This is a genomic window from Sphaerospermopsis sp. FACHB-1094 (assembly GCF_014696195.1).
In the GTDB taxonomy this organism is placed as follows: Bacteria; Cyanobacteriota; Cyanobacteriia; order Cyanobacteriales; family Nostocaceae; genus Sphaerospermopsis; species Sphaerospermopsis kisseleviana.
In genome coordinates, this window is the sequence record NZ_JACJPT010000035.1 from 16875 (window position 1) to 29482 (window position 12608).

A 12608-nucleotide genomic window follows, 5' to 3' on the forward strand; every position below is an offset into this window, starting at 1 on the left:
AGCTAATCATCTAGATCAAGTTGCATCTCTGAGTGATTCATAACATAATTGCCGTCAGAAGTACGAGCAATAAATTTGGTTACTCAGTGCTTTTGTAAACTTAATTACCATAAACATCACAGTACATTTCTAGCTAAGGTAATTTAACGTGACTTCCCGTAAAGATGAAATTCACAAACTGATTGCAGATATTGACAACTTGCTTGCCAATAGTGGTAATCCCCTATCAAAACTGCTGTCTGGTCAGGGACAAGAAGAGAGAGATGTTTTACAGCGAGTGCGTGAGTTTCTTGTCAAACTCAATGAAAGTGAGACACCAGAAGAAACTCCTGTGGAGCAATCACAGACACAACCACTGTCATCTTTGTTGGCGCGATATGTGGAGCAGGAGCATAACCAAGCTGGATCAAAGTCTTATCAATCCCAACAGCCACAGGCTAATTTTACCGCAGAACAATTAAAAGATGAAATTTCGGTTGTGCTTCAACCTTTGCAGGCAGAATTATCAAGTCTGTTGCAAGAAAGAGCTTCTCTTGTCCAGGAAATTAGACAGCTAGAGCAAAAGCGACTGCAAAACTATTCCTTAACACAGCAGTTAGCCACCCAAGAGCAGATAATTAGCGAATTTTTACAAGTGCTAATCAGTCGTTTAGTGCCAAATTTAATTCCATATTTAACAAGAAATGCAGCTAATTCTTCTAGTTTGACTACAGGTGAAACTAAGCAAGAAGTCAGCAACTCTGCTATTCAACCTGTTGTGGAATCCGTCGAAGGGTTAGAAAGGTTAGCTAGTTTGGCGAAGGAGTTGGATCAACGTTTACTATCACTAGATGGAACTGTTAACGTTATCTTTGAGGCATTAGAGCGTAACATTAACACTTATTATCAGTCTTTATCCCAAGCACTGGCAAGAATGCACAGTCAGGGGTTGCAAGGTGAACAGTTGATGGCAAATTTTCTGAATAATTTGCATCAGACTTTACAAATACAATCTCCAGATGCTCCACCTTTAACCTTTGGATTAGATTCTGCAACAGAAGTACAACCTGTTTCTTCTGTTGCTGAGGAATTAATTCAGGATACTGTGACTGCGGACACTCAAGAACCTGAGATTGTGGAAAATCTGGAAGCAGTGCTTTCACAACTGACTGCACAACCAGCACCAGTTTCAGCAGTTGATAGTTTTATTAGGTCTAATATTAGTTCTGATGAAACTCCATCAGAGAATGGGGAGGAATTAATTCAGGATACTGTGACTGCGGACACTCAAGAACCTGAGATTGTGGAGAATTTGGAGGCAGTGCTTTCACAATTGACTGCACAACCAGCACCAGTTTCAGCAGTTGATAGTTTTATTAGTTCTAATATTAGTTCTGATGAAACTCCATCAGAGAATGGGGAGGAATTAATTCAGGATACTGTGACTGCGGACATTCAAGAACCTGAGATTGTGGAGAATTTGGAGGCAGTGCTGTTACAACTGAGGTCAGATGAGATTTCAAGTTCAGTTGCTGCTTCTTTTACCACCCCTGATGAAACTCAGTCAGAGAGTATTGATGAAGTAGATGAACTTTATGCGAGTTTGTTTGGTGGTGCAGATAGGATTAAATCAACAGAATCGACTACAGAATCTACTGCTGTGCCAGTGGTGACAAGTGAGGTAGATAACACTGCTGAGATTAGTGAAAGTATGTCAGCATCACTAATTATTCCAGAAGCACAAGAAGAAGCACAAGAGCTTAATGTGCAGGTGTCGTCAGAGAGTGTAGAGCAAGAGGATTTAAATATTTTTGAGCAGAGTAACAATTTTCCACCTGAAAATGCGGCTATGGTTGTAGAAACCACAGAGCCAGCATCATCTGATTTATGGGAAAAATCCTTGTTGCCAGAGGATACGCAATCACAAGCTGAATTTGCCAGCACTCCTACATTACTGAACTTTCATCCAGATAGTAGTGATACAATCACAGTCCTGACGGACTTGTTAGTTGATGTCTTCGGTGAAGAACAAGTTACAGAAGCTTTAGCTGTTGATGATCATCCAGACACGACAGAACTAGAGACTCCCATAGTTAGCTCTGCTGTAGAGGAATCGACAGAGACACAAAATTTAGCATCTGCTTACATTCTGGCTTCACCACAGGAAAATTTACTATCTATAGATAACACGGATACAGAGACGCAAGGTATACCGAATATTGTTTTAGATGAAGCGCAGTTGCAACAATTGGATCGAGATTTAACCAATTTTGATTGGCGGTTAAATTCTGAATCGCAACAGACAACGAATGTAGAAAGTTTGCAGGATTCGGTATCTGAAGGTCAGAATATTCTCCGGGATATCCTGGATACAGGAATGCAGTTGATGGAATCTCCTAGCAGCACAGCAACAGAAAATATCCCATTAGCTGCTGTTTCTAATGTGAATAGTCCGCAAAGTCCGCAAACTGAAAAAAAAAAGGAAGTCACAAATTCTTCACCAGAAGTTGCTTTGCTTGGCGATAACAAGTTAAGTGATAATTCTGTGTTGAGAGTCAACGACCCAAACTTTGTTTGGTATTTAGGAATTGATTTGGGTACAACTGGGATTTCCGCGGCGTTGTTGAATCGTTCGCAGTTGGTTGTGTATCCGATCTACTGGTCAACAGAAAATCCATCAGGTAATACTGCTTTTGAGCAATCTTTTCGTTTACCGGCAGAAGTTTATTTACCTACGGCTTCCATACCTCATTCAGACGCAGAAAGCAGAGAAAATAGAGAAAATAGAGAGCAGACAACACCTGCGGCGGTGGCACAGGATCAAACTCACTCCACAACAGCACCGAAACAAAATCTTTACTCTGCTCATTTAAAGCCTTTTTTAGACATAGGGATTCCCTATAGAACTACGCAGCAAAAATGGGAACCTGTATTGCAGTTAAATGAATTTTCCGCAGGTCCTTTGATTTGGGTGGTGCGATCGCTCTCGAAGTTACTGTTAACTCTCAAGTCGGATCAAACTAGTACAACTCCGGCTTTAATTGCTCATGCTGTGGGCATAGATCCTCAAGTTTTCTCTGCGATTATGAATAATATTACCGGTGTTGTTTGTAGTTGTCCTTCTAGTTGGTCTGAACAATATCGTTTTAATGTGCGGGAAGCAATACTGGCTAGTCAGCTTGTTTCCCATCCCCAAGAGATATTTTTTGTGGAGGAGGCGATCGCTAGTTTGCTGCCAGAACTTAATCCTAGCAATTCTCCTCCAGTACAGTTGCATGATAATCAAGGTTTGCGTCCTTTAAAAACCAGTGAAAATTTCCATGGGGGTACAACCCTGGCTCTAAATATTGGTGCTACTGCTACAGAGATGGCATTGGTTGATTTACCGGCAGATTTGAGCCAATTAACATACAGAGATTTTATGCTTCACAGTTTTGCCTATGCTGGTAAGGCTATGGAGCAGGATATTATTTGTCAGTTGCTACTACCACCAAAATCTCGCCAACCCCGTGGGAGGTCAAAAGCTAACAGTAGCATTTCTAGTAGTAATCCTTGGCATTGGCAACCCTCAATTCCTGGTTTAGACCAGATACAATGGTCTAGTTTGAGTTTGGAAGCGTTAGAACTACCACGAGTTGGAGAACCGGATCTACTTTCCCGCATCCGCTTCCAGCAAAAGTTAGAAAGTTCTTTGTTGGGACAAGGATTGTTAGATGCTGCTCTGGCTCTGAAGCTGATTTTGCAACATCAAGAATCTTTCACTCTGGAGTTAGCAGATCAGTGCTGGATATTGCAGCGACGAGATTTGGAAACTCAGGTTTTTGTCCCCTACATACGTCGTCTCAACCGGGAACTGAATAAATTATTAGTAGCTCGTGGTATTCCTACGGAAGCTGTTGATCAGACAATTATTTCTGGTGGGGTGGCTGCTATTGCTACAGTCAACCGTTGGTTAAGACAAAAACTTCCCAATGCCAAAATTATTCAGGATTTATATCTGGGTGAAAATGGCGCTCCTAAATGTAGTCGGGTGGCTTATGGGTTGGCTACCTTACCTCTACATCCCCAGGTTTTAGAAGTACCTAAACAACAGTATACAGATTACTTCTTGTTTTCGGAATTGCTGAAAATTTTACCGCATAGCTCAGGTGGTGAAACTATGCGTTCTCTATCTTTTGGTGAAATTCTGCAATTGTTTGAGAATCGTGGCATCAATACCCGCATTTGTCAACAGCGTTTGCTGGCTTTTTTGGAAGGTGAACTACCTGCTGGTTTAATACCTACTGCTGCTGAAATCTTACCAGAACCAGATGATAAACTTCTTTCAGGGCAAACATCTTTAAATTCTCTGTGGTTAGCAAAAACTTCTCAGGAAAATCCTGATTATCAGGCGATCGCCTCTGCACCATTGTTTCAAAAACAAGGAAATCTCACATATCGTCCCAATTCTCAACAACTTCTATTGTTGCGTCGTTATCTGGATGCTATCAAAGCTAGTTCTTTACAATCACTAGAAGAACCTTTAGCGGTTAACTTGATCTCAACTGTTAGCCAATAAATAGGGGTTGCTGAGAAAGTCTTTTCGTGATGGCATAGGAGTCAGGAGTCAGGAGTCAGGAGTCAGGAGGAGATTTGAAAATTTCTTTGCCATCTCTTGAAATCCCAAAAAATGCACACTTTTTCCGGTATACCCTTCAAAACCCTTGCACTAATTTCTGTGTTTATCAGCCTCTAACCTTTGATATATCAAGGTTTTAGGTTTATTCAGCAAACCCTATCTAGGACTTACGCAAGATATGACTAAAAACCTTATTCTTGCGTAGGGGTAATTCATGAATTACCCCTACTTTCGTTCCCTTTTGCGTAAGTCCTGTTATCCTTTAACACCGCTACCTGTATCTGTGGGGACAATAAACCTTTGTAAAAAGAGAAATAACAGCAAAACTGGAGCAATTGAAATTACAGATCCAGCTGCTACTAATCGCCAATCTAAAGAAAATGTACCTGCTAATTTAGCCACTCCCAAGGGTAAAGTATATAAACTCTCATCTTGGATAACAATTAACGGCCATAAAAAGTCACTCCAAGCACCAATAAATACAAAAATAGCCAGAGTTATTAGTGCTGGTTGAATAGCGGGTAACATCACAAACCACCATAATCCTAACTCAGAACTACCATCCATGCGGGCGGCTTCTTCTATTTCTTTAGGCACTCCCATAAAAGCTTGTCTTAATAAAAAAATGCCAAAAGCAGAAGCTAAACTGGGAAAAATCATTCCTAAATAACTATTTGTTAACCCTAACTGCACTGTCAAAATATATAAGGGAATCATGACTATTTGAAAGGGAATCATAATTGTAGAAACAATCGCAATAAAAATTCCATTCCGTCCTAAAAATGATAATCTGGCTAAAGGATAAGCGGCTAAAGAACAAAACATTAAATTCAAAATTACAGTCAATACAGACACCAAAATACTATTATATAAATATTGCCCAAAAGGTAAAGATTGCCAAACACGAGAGAAATTATTTAAAGTCGGTTGAATGGGTAATAACTGGGGTGGAGACTGTAAAAGATTTTCGGTGGGTGATTTTAAGGCTGTACTAATGAGCCATAATAAGGGAAACAGGGTGAGGAGTGCGATCGCTGTCAATAATCCGTATATGATGAAGATTTGTCGGTTTGATTTTTGGATGTTCATATTTTTGTCTCACTCAAAGACGCAAAGTAATAAGAATTAAGTACCTGGGCAAAATTAATTTAACATTTTTGGAACAAACAAAAATCCCTGTATTCCTTATCTGTTACCTGTTACCTGTTACCTGTTACCTGTTACCTATTACCTGTTACCTGTTACCTGTTCCCTCTCCCAAATATAAAATTTATTTTGCACGACTACTTATCTGTTATGCTGCTTTTGATATTGATTAAACTAACCGCAAAGTACGCAAAGTACACAAAGGAAGAAAAGAAGTCTTCTTTCCGTTTGAAGGTAGGAGTTCAGTTTTTGGAATAAGCACATGAAGAATACCCTAAATATTGTACTTTTTCTGGTAATATGTTTGACGGTAGTAAGTGTAAGTTATTTGGGATAAGCAACTATGATATCACCACCACAACTATTAACAGATCCATTTTTACAACTACCAACAGAAAATTCTGTGCGTGTAGTTTGGTTTACTGAGTTTGCCGGTGATAAACATTTGGTTGTTTACGGTGATAAATTTGATAGAAATTCAATTGCAAAAACTACTAAACTTAGTCGTGTTCGGGAAGATCAAGAGTCAAGAGTAGCAGATCAAAAGGCAAATGGGCAAGTTTATCAACAACCTGTAAAAAGAGATATTTGGCGACATGAAGCTGAAGTTACTGGTTTAACTCCTAATCTGCGAGTTCCCTATTTTGTCACCAGTATACGAGAAGATGGGAAAAAGGTTAATAGTGAGGTTTTTACTCTTGCACCTACTCCAAAACCCGGTACACCGTTAAAAGTTCTCCTCACATCTGATCATCAATTAAAACCAATGACAGCAGCAAATTTACAAAAAGTTGTGGAAACTGTGGGGAGAGTTGACGGTGTATGGTTTGCTGGAGATTTAATTAATGTTCCAGATCGTTCTTCTGAATGGTTTGATGATAATCGCGGAAATGCTTTATTTCCAGGTTTACAAGGTCGTGGTAATTATACAATGGAATCTAATGATGGTGTCAAGGTTACTTACACTGGTGGGAAAATTATTCAAAATGCCCCTATGTTTCCTTGTATTGGTAATCATGAAGTCATGGGAAGATATCAGAGAAAAAAGAGTTTAAATGATGAATTTAATGATACTGTTCCCCGTGAAGTAGCTGAAAATTTGTATGGTCAAAAATCTTTAATAGATAATTCTTTTAATACTATCACTTACGAGGAAATTTTTACTTTACCTGAAACTAAATCAGGAGGAAAAACCTATTACGCTGTGACTTTTGGTAATGTCCGTTTGGTGGTTTTGTATATTACTAATATGTGGCGACATCCTCAATTAAATTCAGAGAGAAAAGGTAGATATATAGAACCAGAAACAGATTTGAATAATCCTGAAAATTGGGGTTATGGACAGTTAATTTTTGAACCTATTTTTAAAGGAAGTGATCAATATAATTGGTTGCAGGAAGAATTAAAAAGTCCTGAATTTCAACAGGCAAAATATAAGGTGGTTATGTTCCATCATCCTCCTCATACGTTGGGTGATAATATTGTTCCAGCTTACACTAATCCTTTACAGATTATTGAAAAAGATCAAACAGGAAATATTAAATCTGTAAATTACGAATATCCCAAAAATGCAGATTACATTATTCGTGATGTGATTCCTTTATTAGAAGCTGCTAAAGTGCAGTTAGTATTTTATGGACATTCCCATTTATGGAATAGGTTTGTTAGTTCTAGTGGAATGCACTTTTTAGAAACTTCTAATGTTGGTAATTCCTATGGTGCTGCTTGGGGTGAAAGAAAGCGATATATTCCTGTAAATTATTCAGAAGATAATTATACTAGAATTGGTGATCCTAATGGTTTAGAACCAGTTATACCAACGATTTCTCCATTATTAGGAGAAGATGGTCAACCTTTACCTTATATTGCTAGTAATGAGATTACAGTTTTCAGCATTTTCGACACGGGAACAGGTACTATTAGTAGTTATCGCTTTAATACCAAAAAACCTGATTCGCAAGTTGTAAAATTTGATCAATTTGTGATTGGTAATTGATAATAGTTGATAGTTGATAGGGAAACATCAAATTTATTACCCAGTCACCAGTCACCAGTCACTAGTCACCAATCACCAGTCACCAATCACCAGTCACCAATCACCTATATTAGATAAAATTTCTTGCGCTCTTTTGATATTATTACTTACAGAATTAGCTGAAGTTTGTAAAGCTGCTTTTTCTGTATCGTTGAGAGTCAATTCTAAAATACTCTCGACTCCACCACATCCTAAACGACAAGGAACACCAATCACTACATCATTTAAACCATATTCACCTTGTAAATAAGCTGCAACTGGTAATAAGCGAGACTGATTTAATAAAATAGATTCTACCATCAAAGAAGTGGCAGAAGCAGGAGCAAAAAACGCGCCGCCTGTGTGCATTAATTCCACAATTTCTGCGCCGCCATTGCGTGTTCTTTGTACTAACTGTTCAATTTTTTCTGCATCTAATAATTCTGTAATCGGAATACCATTAACAGTAGCATAACGGGCTAAAGGAACCATTAAATCACCGTGACTTCCTAAAACCATTGCTTTGACATCCGCAGGTAAAACCCCTAATTCTAAAGCAATGAAAGTTTCAAATCTTGCTGAGTCTAAAACTCCAGCCATTCCCATGATTTGATTTCTGGGTAAACCTGTAACTTGCCAAGTTAAATAAGTCATCACATCTAAAGGATTTGTGACGACAATAAAAATAGCATGGGGAGAATGGGCGATCGCATTTTTTGCCGCTTCAACCACAATTTTGGCATTGATTTTTAGCAAATCATCCCTACTCATTCCCGGTTTGCGGGGAAAACCAGCGGTAATGACAACAATATTAGAATTAGCCGTATCTGCATAATTATTAGTACCGCTAATTTGCCGATTATGTAATTCTAATCCCCTCGCTTCTAACAAATCTAAAGCTAAACCTTGGGGCATTCCTTCGACAATATCTAACAATACTACATCGGCCAAATTTTTCTCCGCGATGCGTTGGGCTAAAGTGCTACCAACTCTACCCGCACCCACAATAGTCACACGGGGAGATTTACAGAAAACAGGGGAAGAAGGTAAATCAGACATAAGAAATATTTTCTTGACAATTGCAATTCCTGACTAATAGTAGAGTCAATACTTTTCGGTTAAGCCCAAAAAATAAAATTCTGTAGGTTGGGTTGAGGAACGAAACCCAACATTTATAGACATTTCTTGGGTTTTACTTTGTTCAACCCAACCTACAAAAATCCTTAACCGAACAGTATTGATAGTAGAGTAGATTAGTAGATATTGATATCCACTGAAGTTAGAAATTTAATTTCTAATTTAATTTGGAGCATCCCAATTTGGAAAAAAATCACCACAGCAAAACCAAAAAATCTCTTAAATTCTTTTACCTTTGTGTCCTTTGCGCCCTTTGCGGTTCAATCATATCCAGTTCCTTGGATTATTTTATTTCCTTGGATAGAAATAAATTTACAAATTTGGGAAACTCCCAATTATTTAGTCATCTTTAGATGACTTCAGCTATTAGCAAGGAACTTAAGTTCCTTGCGGGAATTGTACACTAAAGCACAACCTTTGTTATGCAAACTCTTCCAATTGTTCTAATTTTAACCAAATATTGGGAGTTGGTACTTTTCCGAACTTCACCAAAGCATAATCACCTTTAATATCTACTATTTCCCCTGGACTATCAAATAAATAGGAGGGAAAGCGAGTATCACTAGCTTTTGCTTCTACACTATTTTCCAACTTCTCGCGCACAGCACGAACCATATTTCCTTTTTTTACAGCCATGAGTTCCTCTGACGATTCATCAACGCTTTTACTAAAAATTTTATCTTGTGGGAAGATCAAAGGCAGATTTTCTTGAGTTAAAAAAGAGCAGAAACCCAGATACACGCAAGGTATTAAATACCTAAACAATACGGTTGACAATTGTCCATACTTCTCCATCAGAACGAACATGGGGAACTGAAATGGTTTTGAATCCGGTAATGAACGGTTTATAGTACACTTGCCAATACATGGGGCTAAGTTCATCAGCACAAGCTTTGAGTAGTTTAATTTCTTCTGCTAGTTCTTGTGCGAGTTCATTTACCCTTTGGGCGTGAATTTCGGCTACTTTTTTCGCTGCTTCTAATTCTTGTTGTTGTTGAGCAAGACGTTTAGAAAAAGTTAGTGAACCATTTAACTGAGCTTGTTTTTGTTGTTTTTGTTTTTCTAAAAAAGCGATCGCATTATCTATACCTTGAATTTCTGCCGCAATTTTGGGATTTTCCCTAGCTTGACGGCGATAAGCTTCAACTATTGCCAAATTTGTATTATTTTCACTAGATTCTATACTATTTTGAGTTAATGCAGCCCTTTCTCTTAGGAGAGCTTGAATTTGTGAGTTGAGTTCTTTGATTTCTACTTGAATTTTATCCATATATATATTATTAAGCTACGGTAAATTTTAGCCCAAAGTGCGATTTCTTACAGAGGATGTTTGAAAAGTCCCTCATGATGTATCAAAAATTTTAGATCCCCCTAAATCCCCCTTGAAAAGGGGGACTTTGATTCTAGTTCCCCCCTTATTAAGGGGGCTTAGGGGGGATCTGCAAGTGTATAAAGTCACCATCTAAAACTTTTCAAACACCCTCTAAGATATCATTTACCGATTGCTTTAAAAATGATATACTATATATAAACCAGGGACAAAATTCGGCTTCATGCCGTGTGATTGTCAAGCAAAGTCTTAACAATCCTATATCCCTGGTATTTTTGTAGCTGTTAGAGGGTTTTTACGAGTATAGTACACCCCATACCTAGCAAATCTTGTGTCATCAATATCATGCACAAGTGCAAATTTTGACCAGAGAAACTCAATATATCTATCCTCACCTCTCTCATACAAGCGTTGTAAAGCCCACAGAAAGTAATCTACAGCTTGTAAACTTGGACAATTAGGAGGGATGTTAGCAGTTATATTAATAGTTGCTGTACTGGTAATACCCCATTGTTCAGCGAACTTTGCTCTAGCTGATTCTAAAGCAACTTTGAAGGCTTCGGTTCTCTCAGAAGTACCTCGTCTAGCAAAGCAAATATTATATTCATCATCCTTGTGTAAACGATCCTTAAATAAACGCCGCGTCAAATAATCATATAATTCATTTTGTTGGTAACGATAAGAGATATCATTTTGATTACGTTGTCGAATATACTCCAGTAACTTCTCCTTATTTCTTACCACAGCAAAAAATTTGAGTTCATGTTGCTGCAACAAATTGAAAACTTCTCTTCTCACTTCAGGAATATCATCTTTAGCATGAAAACATAAAGCAGTTTTTTTATTTTCAGGTTGCATTGAAGGAACTTTTTTAAAATAAGGATCAGCTAATAAATTAGCTCTTAAATTCTCCAAATCTTGAGATAACAATTCAGGATTAGTGACATCTAATAGACCAAGCATAAAAAAACGAGAACATCCATCTGAACCAATGATGATCTTCCCTTTACCATTAAAAATTACAGGATCTCCTGCTTCATCCACAAAATAATGGCGAACCGAAGATATTTTTTCAGTTAATTCACTCATTCATCACCATTCAATCAAAAATTATCTGGATTTAATATAGCTTTAATTTCAGACATAATTTCAGCAACTCGCCGATCTTTCTCCAGTATATCATTTACCAGTTGTTCAGGCTGTAAATGTTCAAACTCCGTCTGATTAGTGGGATTTTTTTGATCAAGATTATAAATAGGCCAGTAAATAGCGTCCCCTTTCGCTTTCTGTTCCTTAGCAATTTCGCGCTGATTTTGTTCTTCAGTTTGAAACTGTTTTACCTCATCCTTAATTTTTTGAATCTGCTGTTTAACTTTAGTAACTTCTTTGGGTGGAGAAAAATCCAAAATAGAATTTTCTAAATCTTTGATTTTTTCAGTTAATTCTTTAACATTTTTAGCCAGATTATTAGCAGTTTCTTCAGCTTCATTACCAGCATCCCAAAAAGGTTGTGCATCTGCTCTAGCTTGATGATAAAGTTCCCTAAAATTATATTTCCAAGCATTTTGATTTTCTTCTCGATTATGCCACCATGCTACACATATTGTGGGTTCATTACCTGCACCATAAACCGCACTACCGGACGAGGAGTATAAAATTCTCCCGAATCTCCCGCAGCGTCCCGCATTTCCTTTAGCATGGACTCATACAAGGTGCTGAGGAGGTTCACTTCTTCCGATTTATCAAAGCGAATTTCATTTACTTTATTCAGAACATCCCATAGCAAAGTCCCGCTAATCATGCGGTTATTCACATCTTTGAAAACCTTAGCGATAACATCGGCGCGTTTATTACCGGCTTTGCTTTTGAGATTTCGTAAATAAGCGAGTAAACCTTCACCTTTGTTACCATCTGGTAAAACTGCTTCATCATTATTGATGAAACTTTTTAACTTATCGCTGGTAAAATCTTCATTAGCAGCCCAATCACGCCAGCGATAAGGCGGTTTAATGGTTGGTTTATACTAAATCAATAATTTCTGCCCGTTCTTCAGGAACAGCCCAGCGTTGTTGTATTTCTATAGTAGAACGATAGAGAGTTCTAACTTGTTCTCTCGTATACTAGGTAGTTTGGCAACGCGGACAGTAATTTGGCAAGAAGGACAACAATTTGTCAACGCGGACAAATAATCTGGCAAGTGACAATTAACAATCGGGATGACTGGATTCGAACCAGCGGCCCCTTCGTCCCGAACGAAGTGCGCTACCAAGCTGCGCTACATCCCGTAAAAAAAATATGCTTATCAAGACTAGTATATCATAACCATAGCCAAATAAAAAAACAAAATATTTTATAAAGGACTTTGCTTGCTAGGATTATAGTTG

The 12608-nt window shown here is 38.0% G+C and carries 9 protein-coding genes and 1 tRNA gene; 2 read left to right on the plus strand and 8 right to left on the minus strand.

Features of this window, described 5'->3' with window-relative positions; all coding sequences use genetic code 11:
* The first annotated feature begins 148 nt into the window (after positions 1–148).
* On the plus strand, positions 149–4537 hold the full coding sequence (locus H6F47_RS12940) for a hypothetical protein (RefSeq protein ID WP_190649505.1): 4389 nt from the start codon (positions 149–151) through the stop codon (positions 4535–4537).
* Between the two features lie 315 nt (positions 4538–4852).
* On the opposite strand, the gene H6F47_RS12945 is transcribed toward H6F47_RS12940, so the two are convergent.
* Positions 4853–5686 (minus strand): carbohydrate ABC transporter permease, encoded by an 834-nt coding sequence (locus H6F47_RS12945; RefSeq protein ID WP_096572171.1) that lies wholly within the window; start codon positions 5684–5686, stop codon positions 4853–4855.
* Positions 5687–6086: 400 nt separating this feature from the next.
* Here H6F47_RS12945 and H6F47_RS12950 point away from each other — a divergent pair, with 400 nt between their 5' ends.
* Positions 6087–7739 carry a metallophosphoesterase gene (locus tag H6F47_RS12950; RefSeq protein ID WP_190649507.1) on the plus strand — a complete coding sequence of 551 codons (1653 nt, stop codon included), beginning with the start codon at positions 6087–6089 and terminating at the stop codon, positions 7737–7739.
* A gap of 93 nt (positions 7740–7832) precedes the next feature.
* Here the strand turns inward: H6F47_RS12950 and mdh are convergent, their stop codons facing one another.
* From mdh to H6F47_RS12980, 7 genes are all read right to left on the minus strand, one after another.
* Positions 7833–8816 (minus strand): malate dehydrogenase, encoded by a 984-nt coding sequence (mdh, locus tag H6F47_RS12955; RefSeq protein ID WP_190347492.1) that lies wholly within the window; start codon positions 8814–8816, stop codon positions 7833–7835.
* 498 nt (positions 8817–9314) lie between these two features.
* A complete protein-coding gene (locus H6F47_RS12960) occupies positions 9315–9530 on the minus strand; it encodes an NAD(P)H-quinone oxidoreductase subunit O (protein WP_096572168.1) in 216 nt (71 codons plus the stop codon).
* 121 nt (positions 9531–9651) lie between these two features.
* On the minus strand, positions 9652–10164 hold the full coding sequence (locus H6F47_RS12965; RefSeq protein ID WP_096572167.1) for a hypothetical protein: 513 nt from the start codon (positions 10162–10164) through the stop codon (positions 9652–9654).
* A gap of 318 nt (positions 10165–10482) precedes the next feature.
* A complete protein-coding gene (locus tag H6F47_RS12970) occupies positions 10483–11313 on the minus strand; it encodes a DUF3800 domain-containing protein (protein WP_190649509.1) in 831 nt (276 codons plus the stop codon).
* 14 nt (positions 11314–11327) lie between these two features.
* The gene (locus H6F47_RS27915) at positions 11328–11630 is read right to left on the minus strand and encodes a hypothetical protein (RefSeq protein WP_242027391.1); all 303 of its coding nucleotides are present in this window, start codon (positions 11628–11630) and stop codon (positions 11328–11330) included.
* Positions 11631–11818: 188 nt separating this feature from the next.
* Positions 11819–12025: an N-6 DNA methylase gene (locus H6F47_RS27920; RefSeq protein ID WP_242027392.1), complete on the minus strand. Its 207-nt coding sequence runs from the start codon at positions 12023–12025 to the stop codon at positions 11819–11821.
* A 410-nt stretch (positions 12026–12435) separates the two neighbouring features.
* Positions 12436–12509 (minus strand) — tRNA-Pro (locus H6F47_RS12980).
* Positions 12510–12608: the final 99 nt, after the last annotated feature.